Raw genomic sequence first — 19047 nt, forward strand, 5'->3', positions numbered from 1 at the left:
GGGGCGAAGGATCCGCAAGGGTCCCTCGCCCCTTTCGCTTGTCCGGGCCTCAGTCGTGAGGCGCGGCGGCCCCGTTCGGCTCGCGGTAGAGCGCGTCGATGGCCGCCGCGAACTTCTCCTCCACCACCTTGCGGCGCACCTTCATGCTGGGCGTGAGCTCCCCGCTCTCGGTGGTGAACTCGCTGGTGAGCACGGTGAAGCGCTTGATGGTCTCGAAGCGCGACAGCTTCGGGTTCACCTCCCGCTCCAGGGCCTCGTGCAGGTGCTGCTGGAGCCGCGCGTCCTTCGCCAGGGTGGCCACGTCCTCCGGCCAGCCGCGCTCCTTCGCGAGCCTGCGCACCCGGTCCGGCTCCAGCGTCACCAGCGCCACCAGGTAGTTGCGCCGGTCTCCCACCACCACCGCGTGGCCCACGGGGGACACGGCTTTGATCAGCTCCTCGATGTTGGCGGGCGACGTCTTCTTGCCGCCGGAGGTGACGATGATCTCCTTCTTGCGCCCGGTGATGCGCAGGAAGCCCGCGTCGTCCAGTTGCCCCACGTCCCCGGTGTGCAGCCACCCGTTGTCCAGCAGGTCCTGCGTGGCGGAGGGGTTGCGGTGGTAGCCCAGGCACACGTTGCCGCCCTGGACGAGGATCTCCCCGTCCTCCGCGATGCGCACCTCCACGCCCAGCATGGGGCGGCCCACCGTGCCCAGGCGGGCGCACTCGGCGGTGTTCACCGTGGCGGGGCCCGTCACCTCCGTCATGCCCCAGGCCTCCAGCAGGACGACGTCGATGGAGGCGAAGAAGTCCAGCACCTCCCGGCCAATGGGCGCCGCGGACGTGGCGAACACCTTCGCTTCATTCAGGCCGATGCGCGTCTTCAGGGGCGTGAACACCAGCTTCTTCGCCAGCGCGTACTTGGCCTCCATCAGGATGGGCACGCGCTCCTGGTTGAGGATGCGCGTGTTGCGCTCCAGGGCCGTGCCCCGGGCCCACGCCACCAGCGCGCGCTTCAGGGGCGGCTGCGCGGCAAGCCCCTCCTCCGCCTTCGACTTGAACTTCTCCCAGACGCGCGGCACCCCGAAGAAGAGGGTGGGCCGGACCTCCTGGAGGTTCTTGCCCAGCGCGTCCAGGGAGTCCGCGAAGTACACCTGCATGCCCATGAGCAGCGGCCCATGCAGGGACACCACCTGTTCGGCGATGTGCGACAGCGGCAGGTAGGACAGGAGCCGGTCGTCCTCCATGTTCCGGAAGTCCATCGTCTCGCCCAGCTGCTTCGCCGTCCACGCGAGGTTGCGGTGGCTCAAGGCGACGCCCTTGGGCTGGCCGGTGGTGCCCGACGTGTAGATGAGCGTGCCCAGGCCGTCCGGGTGGAGCGCGTGGACGCCGTCCCAGTAGGGGCCTTCATCCGCCCTGCCCCCGGAGGCCACCACGTCCGCGTACGTCTCCACGCCTTCGGGGAGCGTCATGGGCTCGTCCACGACGATGACGTGCTTCAGCGCCGGCAGCCGCTTCTGGAGCTCCAGGGCGGTGGCCAGGTGCTTCGCGTTCTCCACCAGGAGGAAACGCGCCTCGCAGTGTCCCAGGATGTAGGTGAGCTGCTCCAGGCTGCTGGTGGTGTAGAGCCCCACCGGGACGCCGCCCAGGGCCATGGCCCCCAGGGCCGCCACGTGCCACGCCTCGCGGTTGAAGCTCAGGATGCCCAGCGGGTCCCCCTCCCGGAACCCCCGCCCGTACAGCCCCAGGGCGAAGCGCTTGACGCGCTGGGCATAGTCGAACCAGGAGGTGGGCACATAGGTGCCCTCCCTGTGGGACCAGAGTGCCGGCCGGTGTTCCAGCCGGGCGGCCTGGTCATGCAGCGCATGCAGCATCGTCTTGGGCAGGTCCATCGGCTGAACGTAGTGGAAGCGCCCGGGCAGAACCAAGTCTCCGCGTCTCCGACGTTGACAGCATGTTCACCTGCTTTGTATGCCGCGCCCGACCATGAGCATCGACTTCACCTGTCAGAAGTGCGAGGCGAGCTTCGAGTTGGAAGCCCAGGACCTCATCGAAGGGACGGAGAAGATCATCTGTCCCCACTGCGATACGAAGGCGCCCGCCAACCTCTCCGAGGACTTCGTCGCCGCGCTGACGGAGATGCGCGCGCAGATCGCCACGTTGAGCAAGAAGTACTTCGCCGTCACCTTGGCGCTGGAGGCCGAGGAACTGGAGGACGACCTCGACGACGATGACGACGAAGGCGACGAGGAGTCGGAGGAGGACGACGACGTCGATGAGGACGACGACGACGAGGAGTCCGAGGACGACGAGGACTACGACGACGAAGCGGAAGACGAGGAGCAGGACCGCTAGGTCGCCCCTTACGTCTTCTTCCCGCCTGCCCGCCTGCCCTCCAACCCGGAGGGCAGGGCCCCGTGGGCCGCTCGCGTCAGCGGGAGTGCGGTGCCCTTTCGGTGAAGGGAGAGGTGCGTAGGTTAGGGATGTGAAAACGTCCAACCGCGCCAACTTCTTCGTCGCTCCGTTCACGGCCGTGGTGCTGGCGCTGGGAGGACTGCTCTTCCTTCCTGCTTTCGGCATCCCCGGCGCCATCGCGGCCTCCGGGCTCACGGAAGGAAAAGAGAAACCCTGTCTCACCGAGAAGGGCAGCGACCCCAAGGCCTGCACGGAGCTGGTGGAGCTGGAAGTGAAGGACGTGGTTCCCCTGATCGAAGCGCAGACGCACGCCGTCGTGCTGACCACCAAGGACGGGCAGACGGTGCTCCCCCTCTTCGTGGACGAGGGCGCGGCGGTCTCCATCGCCTTCCGTCTGGCCGAGCGTCCGCCTCCGCAGCCGCTGTCGCAGGACCTGCTGGACGACGTGGTGTCCAAGCTGGGCGGGAAGGTCACCGAGGTCCGCATCGACGACCTGCGGGACAACGTCTACTCCGGCCGCGTCTTCCTCCAGCAGGGCCAGAAGCAGCTCGCGCTGGACGCCCGGCCTTCGGACTCCATCGCCATGGCCATGCACAGCAACGCGCGCATCCGCGTGACGCGCAAGGTGCTGGCGCTGGCGGGCATCACCCGCGCTGAAATCGAGGCCCTCCAGAAGCAGCAGGGCATGGGCGTGGGAGGCAGTGGCCAGGGAGGGGACATGGACGTGGGTCCCCTGCCCCCGCCGCCGCCCATGGGGCCCAGCGCTGGCTCGCCGAAGCCGCCCTCGGAGGACATCGGCATGGACCGCTCCGCCCCGGAGCACCCGCTGATGACGCCGGTGGGCAAGGGTCAGCAAATCGACCTCTAGCGCACCCCGCACCGCTGAACGGCGAAAGCCCGGCCCCCCCTCCCAGGGTAGCCGGGCTTTCTTCGTCTCAAGTGTCTGAGAGCCACGAATGGCGTGCGCCGGCTGGCGGTAACTTTCCGCCCAGCGCGTGGGCGAAGAGTTAGTCCTTCGGGCGCAAGCCTGTCAAGCCGGCCACCCCGTGGGGCTAGGATGCGCAGCCCTATGCGCAAGGCGAAGATCATCTGCACGCTGGGGCCGGCTTCGGACTCCCAGGAGGTCATCGAAGGGCTGGTCCGCGCGGGCATGAACGTGGCCCGGCTGAACTTCTCCCACGGTACGCACGACGAACACCGGCAGCGCATCCAGCGCATCCGCGCGGTGTCGAAGAAGCTGGGCGTGCCGGTGGCCATCCTCCAGGACGTGCAGGGTCCCAAGGTGCGCCTGGGCAAGTTCGAGGGCGGCCAGCTGCTGGTGACGGCCGGCGACACGGTGACGGTGACGACCCGGGCCGTGTTGGGCCAGGGCCGCGTCATCCCCACCCCGGTGCGCTCGCTGCCCCGGGACGTGGAGAAGGGGCATGTGGTGCTCCTGGACGACGGCCGGGTGCGCCTGCGCGTGCTCAAGGTGGACGGCCGGGACGTGTCCTGCCGCGTGGAGGTGGGCGGGCTGCTCAAGGACCACAAGGGCCTCAACCTGCCGGGCACGGCCATGTCCGTCCCAACGCTCACGGAGAAGGACAAGGTGGACCTGGCGTTCGGCCAGGAGGTGGGCGTGGACTACGTGGCGCTGTCCTTCGTGCGCACCGCCCAGGACGTGCGGCAGGCCCGCGCGCTGGTGACCCGGCTCAAGACGCCCCTCATCTCCAAAATTGAAAAGCCCCAGGCGGTGGAGAACCTGGAGGCCATCGCCGCGGAGTCGGACGGGGTGATGGTGGCCCGGGGGGACCTGGGCGTGGAGATGCCGCTGGAGCAGCTGCCGGCCATCCAGAAGCGCGCCGTGCGGGAAGTGAATCGCATGGGGGGCATCGTCATCGTCGCGACGGAGATGCTGGAGAGCATGGTGAACAACGCCCGGCCCACGCGCGCGGAGGTGTCCGACGTGGCCAACGCCATCCTCGACGGAGCGGACGCGGTGATGCTGTCCGGAGAGACGGCAGCGGGCCGCTACCCCACCGAAGCGGCGGCCACCATGGCGCGCATCGTGGAGGAGACGGAGCGCACGGGCACCACCTCCCTGGTGCACTCCCCCTTCGAGCGCTCCGAGGACCTGGGCACCGGCATCGCCGCGGCGGCGGTGGCGGCCTCGCGGCAGCTCAACATCGGGACCATCATCGCGTACACGGAGAGCGGCCACACCGCGCGGCTCATCTCCGAGTTCCGCCCCGGCGCGCGCGTCATCGCGCTGACGCCCAACGCGGACACGGTGAACCGGATGGCGCTGTACTGGGGCGTGACGAGCCGCCTCGTGAAGCGCGTCGCGACCACGGACGCCATGCTCAAGCAGGTGCGCCGCATCTGCCACGAGGAGCGCCTGTGCGAGCCCGGCACGCCCGTCATCGTGGTGGCCGGCGTGCCGCTCAACGTCCCGGGCAACACCAACCTGATGAGCATCCACCGCGTCTAGCGCGCGGTGGACGCCCGGACACCGGACACAAGCCCTGCTCGACTCAGAAGGGCTTCTGCGTGAAGTCGTAGAGCTTCTCCACCGACAGCTGGCGATAGCGCTCCACGTTGAGGGCCCGGCGCGCGCACTCCCACACCAGGTCGCGCGCCGGACGCTCCGGCTCCTTCTTCTTGCGGCGCTTCACCTCGGCCTTGATGGACTTGAGCGCCATGGCCGGGTGGTAGCAGAAGGCGGAGGAGAACAGCAGGTGGCCACCGAAGGGGACGAGGCGCGCCTCCAGCACGTCCCCCGTCTCCAGGCCCGCGACGTGGCGGCGCTCCGTCACGTCGAAGTCCTTGCCGGTGAAGAGCTCGCGCAGGCGCACCATGCCCTTGCCCAGCTTCCTCACCTCGAAGAGGCCGTGCACCGTCTCCGTGAAGCTGCGGAAGGCGTTGGCCTCCTCCGGCGGAGCGGACTGGGTGCGCTGCTCGTACAGCTCCACGGCCGGCGTCTTGCCCGTGAGCGGCGAGACGCGATCGTAGAGGTAGTAGTCCAGGAACGACGCCATGCGCAGCTCGAAGAACTTGTCGTCCTCGAACACCTCGCCGGTGAGGCGGAAGTACTCCGCCTTCGCCTCGAGCAGGTCCGGCTTGCGCGGCTCCTCGCTGCCAAAGGCGATGAGCTGGTCCAGGTACGGCTGGTACGACAACGGGGTCAGCGCGGTGTCCATATGAGCGGTGGGCGCCTTTTTACCCCGCCATCAGCGTCGCGAAGCGGCTGAACAGGTAGCGCGCGTCGTGAGGGCCGGGCGAAGCCTCGGGGTGGTACTGCACGCTGAAGGCCCTCGCGTCCGGAACGGCGAGGCCCTCCACCGTGCCGTCGTTGAGGTTGATGTGCGTCACCACGGCCTTGCCCTTGAGGCTGGCGTCGTCCACCGCGAACCCATGGTTCTGCGCGGTGATCTCCACCTTGCCCGTCGTCAGGTCCTTCACGGGCTGGTTGCCGCCGCGGTGGCCGAACTTCATCTTGTACGTCCGGCCGCCCAGCGCCAGCGCCATGATCTGATGCCCCAGGCAGATGCCGAACACCGGCACCTTGCCCAGGAGCGCCGCCACCGTGCGGTCCGCGCCCTTCACCGCGGCCGGGTCGCCCGGGCCGTTGGCCAGGAAGACGCCGTGCGGCTTGCGCGCCAGCACCTGCTCCGCGGTGGTGTTGGACGGCACCACCGTCACGCGGCAGCCCACGTCCACCAGGTACTGGAGCATGGAGCGCTTGAGGCCATAGTCGTACGCCACCACGTCGTACTTCAGCTCCGGCTCCGGGCGCTTGTCACCGGGCGCCAGGAACACGTCCGGCGACGGCGTGGTGAACAGGTACGGCTCCTTGCAGGAGACGCCCGTCGCCAGGTCCATGCCCTCCATGCCCGCGGCGTTCCGGGCGCGCTCGGACAGCGCGGCCAGGGAGACGTTCTCCGTGGAGATGATGCCCATCTGCGCGCCGTGCGTGCGCAGGTGGCGCACCAGCCTGCGCGTGTCCACGCCCTCGATGCCGGCGCGGCCATGGCGCGCGAGGAACGCGTCCAGCGTCTCCTCCGAGCGCCAGTTGGAAGGCGTCCGCGTGAGCGAGCGCACCACCATGCCCACCGCGTGCGGCTGACCTGACTCCTCATCCGAGGCGTTCGCCCCGATGTTGCCCATCTCCGGGTAGGCCATGGTGACGATCTGCCCGACGTACGAGGGGTCCGTGAGGATCTCCTGGTAGCCGTACATGGACGTGTTGAAGACCACCTCACCCACCGTCTCGCCGGACGCGCCGAAAGCGCGCCCTTCGAAGGTGGTGCCATCCGCCAGTGCGAGCACCGCCCGCTTCGTCATCACCGCGACTCCTTGAGCTGACCGTCCTCGAACACACACCGGCCCCCCACCCACGTCTGCGTCACGCGCCCCTTGAGCGTGCGCCCGTGGAAGGGGGTATTTCGACTGCGGGAATAGAACCGGTGGGCATCCACCGTCCACTCCTCCCCAGGTGATACGACCGTGATGTCCGCTGGTGACCCGGGCGCCAGGTGACCGCCTGGCAGGCCGAATACCCTCGCGGGCCCTTCCGACAGCAGCTCCACCGCCCGGCGCGGCGTGAGCACGCCCTCGTGCACCAGCGCCAGCGTGAGCCCCAGCGCCGTCTCCAGCCCGACGATGCCGTTGATGCCCTTCTCGAACTCCACCTGCTTGTCGGACACGCCGTGCGGCGCGTGGTCCGTGGCGATGGCGTCCACCGTGCCGTCCACCAGCGCCTCGCGCAGCGCCTTCACGTCCGCGTCAGCCCGCAGCGGCGGCGCCATCTTCGCGTGGGTGTCGTAGTCCCCCACCGCCCGGTCATCGAGCGTGAAGTGGTGCGGCGCCACCTCGCAGGTGACGCGCAGGCCGCGCTTCTTCGCCTCGCGGATGAGCCGCACGCTGCCCTCGCACGACACGTGCGCGACGTGCAGGCGGCCCTTCGTCTCCTCCAGGAGCACCAGGTCGCGCGCCACCATGGCCACCTCCGCGGAGGCCGGGATGCCGCGCAGGCCCAGGCGCGTGGACGTGGCGCCCTCGTGCATCGCGCCACCCGCGGACAGCGTCAGGTCCTCCTCGTGCACCATCACCGGCACGTCGAAGAGCGTGGCGTACTGGAGCACCCGGCGCATCAGCGCCGCGTTCATCACCGGGCGGCCGTCGTCGGTGAGCGCCACGCAGCCCGCGCCCACCAGTTCGCCCGCCTCCGACAGCTCCTCGCCCTTGAGGCCCTTGGTGATGGCCCCCGCCGGGTACACGTGGCACAGGGCCGCGTCCCGCGCGCGCGACAGCACCAGCTCCGTGACGAGCGCGCTGTCGTTGACGACCTTCGTGTTGGGCATGGCCACGACGCCGGTGAAGCCACCCGCCACCGCCGCGCGGCAGCCGGTGAGCACCGTCTCCTTGCCCTCCTCGCCCGGCTCGCGCAGGTGCACGTGCAGGTCGATGAAGCCCGGCACCACCCACTTGCCGGTGGCGTCCACCACGCGCGCGTCCTTCGGCGCGGGGAGCACGGCTTCCGACACCTGGGCCACCCGTCCGTCCGTCACGAGCACGTCACGGATGCCGTCCACCCCATTGCGCGGGTCGATGACGCGCGCCCGCTGGAAGAGCACCGACGTCATGATGCGCACCTCTCCAGGATGGCCCGGCGCACCGCGACGCCGTTGGACACCTGCTCCAGGATGACGCTGCGAGGCCCGTCCGCCACCACCGGGGACAGCTCCACGCCGCGATTGATGGGGCCCGGGTGCAGCACGGGCGCGTCCGGCTTCATCCGCTCCACGCGGGCGGGCGTGAGGCCGAACAGTCGCGAGTACTCCCGCTGCGAGGGCAGGAAGGCCTCCGCCATCCGCTCCGTCTGCAGCCGCAGGCACATCACCGCATCCGCTTGCGGCAGCACCGCGTCCAGCTGATGCGTCACCTCCCCACCCATCTCCTCCAGCCTGGGGGGCAGGAGGGTGGGTGGCCCGCAGAGCACGACACGGGCCCCCAGCGCCTTCAGGCACACGAGGTTGGAGCGGGCCACGCGGCTGTGCAGCACGTCCCCGACGATGAGCACCGTGCGCCCTTCCAGCGAGCCCCAGCGCTGGCGCAGGGTGAAGGCGTCCAGCAGCGCCTGGGACGGGTGCTCGTGGGCGCCGTCACCGGCGTTGACCACGGCGCACTTCACGTGCCGGGCGACGAGGTGCGGCGCGCCCGAGGAGCGGTGCCGGATGATGATGATGGCCGGGCCCAGGGCCTCGATGTTGCGGGCGGTGTCCAGGAGCGTCTCCCCCTTGGACACCGAGGAGCCCACGAAGCTCCAGTTGAGGACGTCCGCCCCCAGGCGGCGCGCGGCCACCTCGAAGGAGGAGCGCGTCCGGGTGGAGTCCTCGAAGAAGAGGTTCGCCACGACCTTGCCGCGCAGCACGTGCGAGGCATCCGGTCCGCCGGGCAGATGCGCCTGTGCGCGGTCGAGCAGCGCTTCCAGCTCGTCCCGCCGCCAGCCTGCGATTCCGAGAAGATGTCTCATGGGCCGGGGCCGCCGCGTACCGCGCGCCGCACGTTGCGTCAAGCGTGGCGCGCGGCGGTCCGACAGGGACGTTCAGCGCACCGGTTCGAAGAAGCGCTCCACCCGCAGGCCCGTGCCGCCAAACAGGTTGCCCAGCAGGCCGCCCCAACCGAGCGACAGCCACACCACCATGGCCTTGCCCTTGATGTGGCCGTACGGCACGTACTCCACCTCGTGGTGGCCGGGGGCGCCCAGGCCGTAGCGGCTGTCCGCGCTGTTGTCGCGGTTGTCGCCCATCACGAAGACGCTGTCCGCGGGCACCGTGTAGGGACCTTCCCGCTCACGGCCCGGCAGGCGCAGCGGGTGCTGGAGCGCCGAGTGCACCACGCCGCCAATGTCCTCCCGGTAGAGCACTTCCTCCTGGTCGAACCACTGGCCCGTCGTGTCGTCCTGGTTGTGGACGATGTAGTCCGCCGACACCAGCGTGCGCGGCTGCGGCTGGCCGTTGATGTGGATCACCCCGTCGATGATCTCCACCACGTCCCCGGGGATGCCGATGACGCGCTTGATGAAGTCCGTGGACTCGTTCACGGGGTTGTTGAAGACGATGACGTCCCCGCGCAGGGGCGCCCGCACGATGCGGAACGGCACCACGTTCATCAGCGGGATGCGCACGCCGTAGATGAACTTGTTGACGAAGACCTGATCGCCGATCTGCAGCGTGGGCAGCATGGAGCCGGACGGGATGCGGTACGGCTCCACCAGCACCGTGCGGATGATCAGCGCGATGAGCAGCGCCTTGGCGAAGCCGCCCACGAAGTCCCACGCGGACTGCTTGCGGTACGCGCCCAGGTGCTCCTGGGTCATCAGCTCCAGCGTCTTCACCTCGGCGCGCAGCGCCTCCGCGTCACCCGCCACCGACGCGTTGTCCACGCGCACGGCCTGCTCGGTGATCTTCTCCGCCACGGCCGGAGACACCTTGTCCTTCACGCGCCCCAGGATGCGCTCGTCCTCCGCGATGAGCTCCCGTGCCTCGTGCCGCAGCGTGCGCAGCAGCGACTCCTTCCTGGAGGCGGTGCGCCACACCAGCAGGCCCACGAAGGCCAGGACCATCAACAGGCCGAACCCCTTCATCAGGGGCTGCGCCCAGGACGCCGTGTGCGGCGCCATTTCGATCAGCGTGACGTAGGGCAGGAACGCCAGACCCACGCCGCACAGGGGGGCCCAGAGGCTGGTGAGCAGCTCGCGCCACAGCAGCTGGCGGCGGGCCTTGAGCTGCTCCGGCGTGCGACGCGCGGCCATGGCCGCTCCCAGCTTCGCGGAAGGACTGGCCGTGCTCATAGGGCTACTGCTCCGTCTTGAGGACCGCGAGGAAGGCTTCCTGCGGAATCTCCACCGTGCCGACCTGCTTCATGCGCTTCTTGCCCTCCTTCTGCTTCTCCAGGAGCTTGCGCTTGCGGCTGATGTCGCCGCCGTAGCACTTGGCGAGCACGTTCTTGCGCATCGCGGAGATCGTCTCACGGGAGATGATCTTCGCGCCGATGGCGGCCTGGATGGCCACCTCGTACATCTGCTTGGGAATCACTTCCTTGAGCTTCTCGCAGACCTCGCGGCCGCGCTGGTACGCGCGCTCGCGGTGCACGATGACGCTCAGCGCGTCCACCGGCTCCCCGTTGATGAGGATGTCCAGCCGGGCCAGGTCCGCTTCCGCGTAGGCGGACAGCTCGTAGTCCAGGCTCGCGTAGCCGCGCGACACGCTCTTCAACCGGTCGAAGAAGTCGAACACGACTTCCGCCATGGGCATCTCGTACGTCACCTGCACGCGCGTGCCGCTGGAGCCCAGGTACTTCATGTCCTTCTGCACGCCACGCCGGTCCTGGCACAGCTTCAGGATGGCGCCCAGGTGCTCGTTGGGCACGTGGATGTGACAGGTGAGGATGGGCTCCTCGAACTTGGTGATGTTCTGCGTCGGCGGCAGCTTCGCCGGGTTGTCCACCAGGAGCACCTCATCCTTGGTGGTGGTGATGCGGTAGACCACCGACGGGGCCGTGGTGATGAGGTTGAGGTTGTACTCGCGCTCCAGCCGCTCCTGGACGATCTCCATGTGGAGCAGGCCCAGGTAGCCGCAGCGGAAGCCGAACCCCAGCGCCGTGGACGACTCCGGCTCGTAGGTGAAGGCGGAGTCGTTGAGCGTCAGCTTCGCCAGCGCGTCGCGCAGGTTCTCGTAGTCGGACGAGTCCACCGGGAAGATGCCGCTGAAGACCATCGGCTTGACTTCCTTGAACCCCGGGAAGGGTTCCGCCGTGGACCGCAGCTCCTCCGTGACGGTGTCGCCGACCTTCGCGTCGTTCAGCTCCTTCACGTTCGCGACGAGGACGCCCACCTCGCCCGCGATGAGCTGCGTGACGGGGCGAGAGAACGGGCTGAACACGCCCAGCTCCTGCACCTCGAAGGCCTTGTTGTTGCTGAACATCTTGATCTTCTGCTTGAGCTTCAGCGTGCCTTCCAGCACGCGCACCAGCACGACCACGCCCCGGTAGTTGTCGTACCAGGAGTCGAAGATGAGGGCCTTGAGCGGCGCGTCCACCGCGCCCGTGGGCGGCGGCACCAGCTTGACCACCGACTCCAGGATGTCGTGGATGCCGATGCCCTCCTTCGCGGAGGTGGGCACCGCGGTGGACGCGTCGATGCCGATGACGTCCTCGATCTCCGAGCGCGTGCGCTCCACGTCCGCGCTGGGCAGGTCGATCTTGTTGATGACCGGGATGATGGCCAGGTCGTGCTCCAACGCCATGTAGACGTTGGCCAGCGTCTGCGCCTCCACGCCCTGGCTCGCGTCCACGACGAGCAACGCGCCCTCGCACGCGGCGAGGCTGCGGCTCACCTCGTAGGCGAAGTCCACGTGCCCCGGTGTGTCGATGAGGTTGAGGACGTAGTTCTGGCCGTCCTTGGCGGTGTACGTCATCCGCACGGACTGGGCCTTGATGGTGATGCCCCGCTCACGCTCGATGTCCATGTTGTCGAGGAACTGGGCCTGCGCCTCACGCTTGGTCAGCGTGCCTGTCTTTTCCAGGAGGCGGTCGGCCAGCGTCGACTTTCCATGGTCGATGTGGGCGATGATGCAGAAGTTGCGGATGTGCGCGTTTTCAGCCGGCATGTTCAGGGCGCTCGATCAGTCGCGAAGCGGGCGTAGGTAACACCGAACCGCCCGAAAATCCACGACTGCGCACACGCGCCCGCCCGGCCTTCCACCCACCTGACGACGGCCGTTCCCCCCGGCCACCCAGGCCAGGGGGAAGCTGCCGCCACCGGGGCGTTTGCCGACTAACCCCGGGCCCGCGCGGGGCCGGCGGCCTTGTCGCGGAAGAACTGGAGCGTGTGGCGCAGGCCGTCCGCCAGTTGCACCGTGGGCTCCCAGCCCAGGACCTTCTTGGCCAGCGACGCGTCGATGCAGGAGCGCATCTGCTCGCCCGGCTTGCCCGGCGCGTGCGCCACCTTCAGCGAGCTGCCGCCCGCCTGCGCGATGAGCTCATAGAGGCGGTTGATGTCCGTCTCCACGCCGGTGCCGATGTTGGCGGCGCCCACGTAGTCGCTCTGGAAGGCCAGGTAGTTGGCGCGCGCCACGTCCGGACCGAAGACGAAGTCCCGCGTCTGCTTGCCTTCCCCGAAGATGGTGCAGCCCTGCCCCGCGATGACGCGCTGGCTGAAGATGGCCACCACGCCGGCCTCGCCGTGCGGGTTCTGACGGGGACCGTACACGTTGGCGTACCGCAGGGCGACGAAGGGCAGGCCGTACTGGGCGCGGTAGTAGCCCAGGTACAGCTCGCCCGCCGCCTTAGAGACGCCATAGGGCGACACCGGCCTCGTGGGGTGCGACTCCGTCGCGGGGAAGTAATCCTGCTCGCCGTAGATGGCGCCGCCGGTGGAGCTGAAGATGACCTTCTTCACCTCGCTGTGACGCGCGGCCTCCAGCAGGTTGAGCATGCCGCGGATGTTCACGTCCGCGTCGAAGCCGGGGTCGTCCACGCTGCGGCGCACGTCCATCTGGGCGGCCAGATGGCAGATGACCTGGGGCTTCTCCGCGCGGATGAGCTCTGCGGCCTCGCGGCTGCGGATGTCGTGCACGGCGAGCCGCACGCGCGGATCCAGGTTCTCCTTCTTGCCGCCCGACAGGTCGTCCAGCGCGATGACCTCGTGGCCATTGCGCAGGAACTCGTCACACACGTGCGAGCCGATGAAGCCCGCGCCGCCGGTTACCAGGACTTTCACGCCGTTCTCCCCCGGGCCCGCCGCCGCCAGGGGAGCAGGGCCGTTGAAACCTTCGCGTTCACTCGCGCGCGGCCAACCTAAGTCCCAGAGGGACGACCGGCAACCTCTCGGAAGTACGCGATGGTCTCCCGCAAACCGTCCTCCAGCAGGACCTTGGGCTCCCACCCGAGCAGCGTGCGCGCGCGGGTGATGTCCGGCTGGCGCTGCTTCGGATCATCCTTGGGCAGCGGGTGGTAGACGATCTCCCTACCCCCACCGGACGCCGCGCGCACGGCCTCCGCGAACTGCTTGATGGTCATCTCGCGCGGGTTGCCGATGTTCACCGGGCCCCGGACGTCCGACAGCACCAGCCGGACCAGGCCGTCCACCAGGTCCTTCACGTAGCAGAACGAGCGCGTCTGGCTGCCGTCACCGAAGACGCTGAAGTCCTCGCCCTTGAGCGCCTGGCCCACGAAGGCGGGCACCACGCGGCCGTCGTTCAGGCGCATGCGCGGGCCGTAGGTGTTGAAGATGCGCACGATGCGGACCTCCACGCCCCGGCTGCGCTCGTAGGCGGCGCTGATGGCCTCCGAGTAGCGCTTGGCCTCGTCGTACACCGAGCGCGGCCCGATGGGATTCACGTTGCCCCAGTAATCCTCCTTCTGGGGGTGCACCAGCGGATCGCCGTAGACCTCCGACGTGGAGGCCATGAGGAACACGGCCTTCTTCTTCTCCGCCAGCTTGAGCGCGTTCTCCGTGCCGATGGAGCCCACGCGCAGCGTCTCCAGCGGGAGGTTCGCGTAGTCGATGGGCGATGCCGGCGAGGCCAGGTTGAGGACGTAGTCCACCGGCCCGTCCACCTCCAGGCCGTCGATGATGTCCTGCTTCACGTACTGGAAGCCCGCGCGCGGCTTGAGCGTGCGCACGTTCTGTTCGTTGCCGGTGATCAGGTTGTCGACCGCGATGACGGACGCGGCGCCGTCATCCAGCAGCCGCTCACACAGGTGCGAGCCGACGAATCCGGCACCACCCAGCACCACCGCCCGCTTGCCACGCATGCTCGTCACGTCACGCCTCGTTCTTCAGGAGAGTTCGTCGAAGGTCGACTGGCCCGGCAGCTGCGCCTTGTACTTCTCCAGCACCAGGTCGATGCCCTGCCGGATGTACTCGGCCACGGGCACCTTCGTCTTCTGGTTCAGCGCCTTGAGCAGTTCGTTCTGCTCCGGAGTGATGTAGATGGTGGTGCTGACTTTCTTTCGGGCCATGGCGATACGTGAAAATATATGGAATGACGTGGCCTGCGAAAGCACGGAGTGCGAGCGGCGCGAACAAGGCGCCCTGCCCGCCCAGGAGGCAGCGTGTTTCCTAGCAACCGTTTGATTTTCCTGGGATTCCTCGTAGCCGGAACGTTGTCTGGCTGTGCCTCCCAGAAGCCGGCGGAGAATCCTGACGCGGCGCGCAAGCGTCCGGAGGCCGAAGCCATCCGGGGCAAGCCCGCCGCCGGGGAGACCGTCACGGAGCTGGACGCGAACGGCGACGGCCAGACGGACGTCTGGGAGTTCCGCCAGAAGGACCTGCTGGTGCGCAAGGAGCTGGACCTGAACTGGGACGGCCGCGTGGACGTCACCCAGTACATGGATCCGCAGGGCGCGAAGGTCCGCGAGGTGATGGACCTGGACTACGACGGCAAGGTGGACGCCACGTACCACTACGCCGAGGGCAAGCGCACGCAGGGCCAGCGGGACCTGGACGGCGACGGCAAGGCGGACTCGTGGCTGTACTACGAGAACGACACGCTCGTGCGGAAGGAGCGCGACGCGAACCACGACGGCCGGGTGGACTACTGGGAGTACTGGGAGGGCGGCCAGGTGGACCGCATCGGCGAGGACCTGGACGGCGACGGCACCGTCGACCAGTGGACCCGCAACCCCAAGCCGAAGCCCGCCGCGGAGTGAGGCCTCGACGCGGCCGGCGCGCTCCCGGGTCTCCTCGGGTGGGCGCCGGCGCGGAAGCGGTACCGCGGACGGCTACGCCTTGCTGGTGCCGGCGCGGCCGTATGAGTCTTCCAGCCGCACGACGTCATCCAGCTCGGGGGTGCTGACCTCGAGGATGTCGCAGTCGGTGATGGCGACCATGCGGTGCTTGGTCAGCGGCTTGATGTGGTAGCTCTCGCCGGGGTTCATCTCCTTCTCGATGAGGCCCTGGCCTTCGTCGACGACGAAGAGGAGCTTGCCGCTCTGGACGTGGATGGTCTCGTCCTTGCGGTTGTGGAACTGGAGGCTGAGCTTGTGGCCCGCCTTCACGTGCAGGAGCTTGCCCACGTAGCGCTCCGTGTGGGCCCAGATCAGCTCGTGGCCCCAGGGCTTCTCCACCCGCTTCGTCGTCGTCATGGTGCTTCTTCTCTTCCTTGCCCAGCGCTAGTTCGTGCCGGCCACGTAGGCGTCGAGCTGGGTTTCGCGCTTGAAGTCCGTCAGGTACCGGCCCGCCGCCTCCTTCGAGGCGAAGGAGCCCATGCGGACGCGGTACCAGGTGCCCTTTCCGGGCACCTCCGCCGCCAGGATATACGGGGCATAGCCTCGGTCGCGCAACCGGGCGGCGAAGCGGTCGGCATCCGGGCGGCTCTGGAACGCGGAGAGCTGGAGCGTGAACGCCCCACCCTTCACGGCCTCCGCCGGGCGCGGAGGCTCGGCCGGAAGCTGCTGGGCCCGCGCGATGGCCTCCTTCATGCCCCCGTCACGTGCGGCGGTGCGGGTGGCGACCGGCGTCTCCTCCACCTTTCCCTTCACGGGCTCGGGCTTCACTTCCGGCTTCGCGGCGACGACGGTGGCCGCCTTGGGGGCCTCCGGCTTCACTTCCGGCTTCACGACGACGGCGGGGGCCTCGTCGGAGGCTTCGTCCTGCGCGGGCAGCTCCCCGGTGTCCGGGTCCGGCGTGGGGGCCAGGGTGGGCTTCGCGGCGACCTTGGCGGGCTCCGGCTTCACCTCCGGCTTCGCGGCGGTGGCCTTGGGGGCCTCCGGCTTCGCGGCGGGCTTGGGTGTGGGCAGCGGCGGCAGGGGGTCCGCGGAGGCCTTGCGGGTGAGCTCGTCCGGGAAGGTGAGCGGCGGCTCCTGGCGCGCGTCGTGGAGGACCTGTGCGTTGGCGTCCAGCGCGGAGAGCAGGTCCGGGGCGGCGGCCGTCTGCGCGTCGCCGGAGAGCTTCTTGCCCACCACCACGCCCAGGACGAACACCGCGCCCATCACGACAATGCCGGCGATCAACAGGCTGACGATCTGGCGATTGTCCAACGAGACGTCGAACTTCTCCTTCATCCGGTGGGCGTCACGCATGGCAGGGCGAACCTCGTCGCGCGCACGGGCCGTGTTACGGCCTGTAGCGACAGCGTGCGCGCAAGCTACGCCCCACCCCCAGGCGGGTCAAATTCACGGAATGGGGGGTCTTGACGCCGGTGGAACGCGACGCGCGCGAGGCCAGAAGTCGGGCCCCGGCGCAGTCAAACGACGTCAGACGATCCACCCGCCACCGAGCACCCGATCGCGGTCGTAGACCACCGCGGCCTGCCCCGGCGTGACGGCGCGCGCGGGCGCATCCAGCTGCACCGACACCAGCCCGTGCGGCGAGATGTGCACCCGGCCCGGAGCCCCTGCGTGACGGTGGCGGATCCGCACCTCCACGGCCTGCTCGGGCGGGGGCGGCGCGTCCACCCAGTGCGGCTGGAGCAGGCCGAACTGCGCGCGGCCGGTGCCCTCCGCGGGGCCCACGACGACGCGGTTCGTCTCCGGCTCCAGGCGCTGCACGTAGCGCACCTCACCACCGCCCAGGTTGAGGCCCTTGCGCTGGCCCACGGTGAAGCGGTGGATGCCGTTGTGGGTGCCCAGCACGCGGCCCTCCGGATCCACGACCTCGCCTGAAGGCTGCGGCCCGGCGACCTTCTCCACGAACCCGGCGTAGTCGCCGTCCGGCACGAAGCAGATCTCCATGCTCTCCGGCTTGTGGGTGGTGGGCAGGGCGTGGCGCTCCGCGACGGCGCGCACCTCCGCCTTCGTCAGGTGGCCCACGGGGAAGAGCACGTCGCGCAGCTCCTCCTGGCCCAGCGTGAAGAGGAAGTAGCTCTGGTCCTTGGCGGCGTCCGCGGCGCGGCGCAGGTGGAAGCGGCCGTCCACCTCCTCCACCTGGGCGTAGTGGCCCGTGGCGAGCCGGGCACCCAGGGCGCGCGCGCGCTTGAGGAGGAAGTTGAACTTCACGTCGCGGTTGCAGGCGACGCAGGGGATGGGCGTCTTGCCGCCCAGGTACGACTGGACGAACGGGTTGACCACCCGGTCCTGGAAGATCTCCTCGGCGTTGGCCACATAGAACGGGATGCCCAGCTGCTGGGCCACCGCGCGGGCATCGTCGATGTCGTCCGGACTGCAGCAGCTTCCACACTTCGCGTTGCCCTCGTAGGACCAGACGCGCAGGGTGATGCCGATGACCTCATGGCCCTGCTCCTTGAGCAGGGCGGCGGCGGCCGAGGAATCCACCCCGCCGCTCATGGCAACGACGACTCGCATGGGGCTCCTTCCTACACGCCCCCGGCCCGGGACGCACGGCCGGATGGCACTCCAGGCCCCCTTCCCTGCCCTCCTGCCGGGGGAAGGTGACCTTTCAGGCGCTTCGCGTCCGGCTCCACTCCGTCAGCAGCGCGCGGAGCTGGTCGGCGGTGTTGCGTGACGGGTCGTCCAGCACCGACTCCACGAGGTACCGGGTCGCCTCGCCCACCTTCGGGGATGGCCCGATGCCCAGCGTGGACATGATGTCGCCCCCGGTGAGCGCCAGCTCCTTCGCGGACAGGGGCGGCTTCGCGGCGGCGAGCAGTCCCAGGCGCTCGGCCAGCGACTCCAGCGCGGGAAGCTGCTCCGGCGCCCGGGCCTGCACGCGGGCCTTCGCCACGGCGAGCAGCACGGGAAGCTGTGGCGGACCCACCCGGGCGAGCAGCCGGCGCAGGGCCGGATCCGTGTCCGTCAGGCGCGTCTCCAGCTTCGCGTGTTCGACGAGCAGGCCCACGAGGTCGGCGGACTTGTTCGGGAACTTCAGCCGCATGCACAGCTCGCGGGCCTGCGGCCCCGTGACGAGGTCCGCGAGCAGCGTGGCCATGCGGACATCCAGCTCCAGGGGCGCGGCCTGCGTGGCGGCGCGGGCGAGCCGGGCGGCTTCGGCGTCCGCGCGGGCCAGCTCCGGCAGGAAGACCTCCAGGAGCCCGGTATCCGCGAGCAGTTGGAGCCCCGCCTCGGCGCGCGGGGACAGCAGCAGCTTGCAGAGCTCCTCACGCACGCGCTCCAGGGCGACCTTGCGGAAGACACTCAGGGTCGCGGGGATGGCGTCGCGGGTGTCGGGGTCCAGCGAGAAGCCCAGCACGGCGGAGAAGCGCACGGCGCGCAGCGGGCGCAGGCCGTCCTCGGAGAAGCGCTCCAACGCGGAGCCCACGCATTTGATCAACCGGGCCGGCAGGTCCACCTGTCCGCCGAACGGATCCACCAGCTCCTTGTCCAGCGGGTTGTACGCCATGGCGTTGATGGTGAAGTCGCGCCGGGACAGGTCCTTGACGATGTCGCGCTCGAAGGACACGGAGCTGGGCCTGCGGCCGTCCAGGTAGTCCCCCTCCGAGCGGAACGTCGTCACCTCCACGTGGTTGCCCCCGGTGACGACAGTGACCGTGCCGTGCTGGATGCCAGTGGGGATGACCTTGCGGAACGCCTTCTGGACCTCCTCGGGCAGCGCGCTCGTCGCCACGTCGAAGTCCTTGGGGTGGACCTGGCGGACCATGTCCCGCACGCAGCCGCCCACCAGGTAGGTGGCATGGCCCAGCTCGCGCAGGCGGGTGATGACTTCGAGCACGGGCTTGGGGATGTCGGCGTTGTGGAGGTCGGCGATCATGGC

General features: G+C 69.2%; 18 protein-coding genes. 4 read left to right on the forward strand and 14 right to left on the reverse strand.

All coding sequences use genetic code 11. The annotated features are described in order from the left end of the window. Window positions 1-49: 49 nt before the first annotated feature. On the reverse strand, window positions 50-1870 hold the full coding sequence (locus D7Y13_RS02775) for an AMP-dependent synthetase/ligase (protein ID WP_199732633.1): 1821 nt from the start codon (window positions 1868-1870) through the stop codon (window positions 50-52). Between the two features lie 94 nt (window positions 1871-1964). Here D7Y13_RS02775 and D7Y13_RS46830 point away from each other — a divergent pair, with 94 nt between their 5' ends. The 3 genes from D7Y13_RS46830 to pyk all read left to right on the forward strand — a co-directional run bounded on the left by D7Y13_RS46830 (window position 1965) and on the right by pyk (window position 4863). Then, window positions 1965-2333, forward strand: a complete 369-nt coding sequence (locus tag D7Y13_RS46830; RefSeq protein WP_233595201.1) for a hypothetical protein — start codon at window positions 1965-1967, stop codon at window positions 2331-2333. Window positions 2334-2463: 130 nt separating this feature from the next. Further along, the gene (locus tag D7Y13_RS02785) at window positions 2464-3261 is read left to right on the forward strand and encodes a bifunctional nuclease family protein (RefSeq protein WP_199732630.1); all 798 of its coding nucleotides are present in this window, start codon (window positions 2464-2466) and stop codon (window positions 3259-3261) included. A 201-nt stretch (window positions 3262-3462) separates the two neighbouring features. After that, the gene (pyk, locus tag D7Y13_RS02790) at window positions 3463-4863 is read left to right on the forward strand and encodes a pyruvate kinase (protein WP_120530903.1); all 1401 of its coding nucleotides are present in this window, start codon (window positions 3463-3465) and stop codon (window positions 4861-4863) included. A 43-nt stretch (window positions 4864-4906) separates the two neighbouring features. Here pyk and D7Y13_RS02795 read toward each other — a convergent pair whose 3' ends face one another. From D7Y13_RS02795 to D7Y13_RS02835, 9 genes are all read right to left on the reverse strand, one after another. Continuing rightward, the gene (locus D7Y13_RS02795) at window positions 4907-5572 is read right to left on the reverse strand and encodes a DUF7986 domain-containing protein (protein ID WP_120530902.1); all 666 of its coding nucleotides are present in this window, start codon (window positions 5570-5572) and stop codon (window positions 4907-4909) included. Window positions 5573-5591: 19 nt separating this feature from the next. Then, window positions 5592-6716, reverse strand: a complete 1125-nt coding sequence (gene carA / locus D7Y13_RS02800) for a glutamine-hydrolyzing carbamoyl-phosphate synthase small subunit (protein WP_120530901.1) — start codon at window positions 6714-6716, stop codon at window positions 5592-5594. Then, the gene (locus tag D7Y13_RS02805) at window positions 6716-8017 is read right to left on the reverse strand and encodes a dihydroorotase (RefSeq protein WP_199732631.1); all 1302 of its coding nucleotides are present in this window, start codon (window positions 8015-8017) and stop codon (window positions 6716-6718) included. Before D7Y13_RS02805 ends, carA begins: the two co-directional genes overlap by 1 nt. After that, window positions 8014-8907, reverse strand: coding sequence for an aspartate carbamoyltransferase catalytic subunit (locus tag D7Y13_RS02810; protein WP_120581813.1), 894 nt, complete (start codon window positions 8905-8907; stop codon window positions 8014-8016). Before D7Y13_RS02810 ends, D7Y13_RS02805 begins: the two co-directional genes overlap by 4 nt. Window positions 8908-8979: 72 nt before the next feature. Continuing rightward, window positions 8980-10227, reverse strand: a complete 1248-nt coding sequence (gene lepB / locus D7Y13_RS02815; protein WP_120581814.1) for a signal peptidase I — start codon at window positions 10225-10227, stop codon at window positions 8980-8982. A gap of 4 nt (window positions 10228-10231) precedes the next feature. Beyond that, complete coding sequence (gene lepA, locus D7Y13_RS02820; protein ID WP_120530898.1) at window positions 10232-12043, reverse strand: translation elongation factor 4; 1812 nt, start codon at window positions 12041-12043, stop codon at window positions 10232-10234. Window positions 12044-12210: 167 nt separating this feature from the next. Then, window positions 12211-13155 carry an NAD-dependent epimerase/dehydratase family protein gene (locus tag D7Y13_RS02825; protein WP_120530897.1) on the reverse strand — a complete coding sequence of 315 codons (945 nt, stop codon included), beginning with the start codon at window positions 13153-13155 and terminating at the stop codon, window positions 12211-12213. A gap of 77 nt (window positions 13156-13232) precedes the next feature. Then, window positions 13233-14192 carry a UDP-glucuronic acid decarboxylase family protein gene (locus tag D7Y13_RS02830; protein WP_120581815.1) on the reverse strand — a complete coding sequence of 320 codons (960 nt, stop codon included), beginning with the start codon at window positions 14190-14192 and terminating at the stop codon, window positions 13233-13235. A 24-nt stretch (window positions 14193-14216) separates the two neighbouring features. Then, window positions 14217-14399: a ribbon-helix-helix domain-containing protein gene (locus D7Y13_RS02835; protein WP_120530896.1), complete on the reverse strand. Its 183-nt coding sequence runs from the start codon at window positions 14397-14399 to the stop codon at window positions 14217-14219. A gap of 93 nt (window positions 14400-14492) precedes the next feature. Between D7Y13_RS02835 and D7Y13_RS02840 the strand changes: the two genes are divergently transcribed. Further along, window positions 14493-15089, forward strand: coding sequence for a hypothetical protein (locus tag D7Y13_RS02840; protein ID WP_120581816.1), 597 nt, complete (start codon window positions 14493-14495; stop codon window positions 15087-15089). 72 nt (window positions 15090-15161) lie between these two features. Here D7Y13_RS02840 and D7Y13_RS02845 read toward each other — a convergent pair whose 3' ends face one another. The 4 genes from D7Y13_RS02845 to D7Y13_RS02860 all read right to left on the reverse strand — a co-directional run. Continuing rightward, window positions 15162-15524 (reverse strand): cupin domain-containing protein, encoded by a 363-nt coding sequence (locus D7Y13_RS02845; RefSeq protein ID WP_120530894.1) that lies wholly within the window; start codon window positions 15522-15524, stop codon window positions 15162-15164. A 27-nt stretch (window positions 15525-15551) separates the two neighbouring features. Beyond that, the gene (locus D7Y13_RS02850) at window positions 15552-16460 is read right to left on the reverse strand and encodes an SPOR domain-containing protein (RefSeq protein WP_120530893.1); all 909 of its coding nucleotides are present in this window, start codon (window positions 16458-16460) and stop codon (window positions 15552-15554) included. Between the two features lie 174 nt (window positions 16461-16634). Further along, window positions 16635-17681 (reverse strand): tRNA 2-thiouridine(34) synthase MnmA, encoded by a 1047-nt coding sequence (gene mnmA / locus D7Y13_RS02855; protein WP_120530892.1) that lies wholly within the window; start codon window positions 17679-17681, stop codon window positions 16635-16637. Between the two features lie 94 nt (window positions 17682-17775). Beyond that, window positions 17776-19047 (reverse strand): CCA tRNA nucleotidyltransferase (locus D7Y13_RS02860; protein ID WP_439329224.1); only part of this gene is annotated, 1272 nt, incomplete at its 5' end.

This window comes from Corallococcus praedator, from assembly GCF_003612125.1.
GTDB classification, from domain to species: domain Bacteria; phylum Myxococcota; class Myxococcia; order Myxococcales; family Myxococcaceae; genus Corallococcus; species Corallococcus praedator.

Excerpts from the sequence above, each read along its gene's own strand:
- lepB (WP_120581814.1), bottom strand. The coding sequence starts at position 10,227 with ATGAGCACGGCCAGTCCTTCCGCGAAGCTGGGAGCGGCCATGGCCGCG.
- pyk (WP_120530903.1), top strand. The coding sequence starts at position 3,463 with ATGCGCAAGGCGAAGATCATCTGCACGCTGGGGCCGGCTTCGGACTCC.
- D7Y13_RS02845 (WP_120530894.1), bottom strand. The coding sequence starts at position 15,524 with ATGACGACGACGAAGCGGGTGGAGAAGCCCTGGGGCCACGAGCTGATC.
- D7Y13_RS02775 (WP_199732633.1), bottom strand. The coding sequence starts at position 1,870 with ATGGACCTGCCCAAGACGATGCTGCATGCGCTGCATGACCAGGCCGCC.
- D7Y13_RS02830 (WP_120581815.1), bottom strand. The coding sequence starts at position 14,192 with ATGCGTGGCAAGCGGGCGGTGGTGCTGGGTGGTGCCGGATTCGTCGGC.
- D7Y13_RS46830 (WP_233595201.1), top strand. The coding sequence starts at position 1,965 with ATGAGCATCGACTTCACCTGTCAGAAGTGCGAGGCGAGCTTCGAGTTG.
- carA (WP_120530901.1), bottom strand. The coding sequence starts at position 6,716 with ATGACGAAGCGGGCGGTGCTCGCACTGGCGGATGGCACCACCTTCGAA.
- mnmA (WP_120530892.1), bottom strand. The coding sequence starts at position 17,681 with ATGCGAGTCGTCGTTGCCATGAGCGGCGGGGTGGATTCCTCGGCCGCC.
- D7Y13_RS02850 (WP_120530893.1), bottom strand. The coding sequence starts at position 16,460 with ATGCGTGACGCCCACCGGATGAAGGAGAAGTTCGACGTCTCGTTGGAC.
- D7Y13_RS02810 (WP_120581813.1), bottom strand. The coding sequence starts at position 8,907 with ATGAGACATCTTCTCGGAATCGCAGGCTGGCGGCGGGACGAGCTGGAA.
- D7Y13_RS02805 (WP_199732631.1), bottom strand. The coding sequence starts at position 8,017 with ATGACGTCGGTGCTCTTCCAGCGGGCGCGCGTCATCGACCCGCGCAAT.
- lepA (WP_120530898.1), bottom strand. The coding sequence starts at position 12,043 with ATGCCGGCTGAAAACGCGCACATCCGCAACTTCTGCATCATCGCCCAC.
- D7Y13_RS02795 (WP_120530902.1), bottom strand. The coding sequence starts at position 5,572 with ATGGACACCGCGCTGACCCCGTTGTCGTACCAGCCGTACCTGGACCAG.
- D7Y13_RS02835 (WP_120530896.1), bottom strand. The coding sequence starts at position 14,399 with ATGGCCCGAAAGAAAGTCAGCACCACCATCTACATCACTCCGGAGCAG.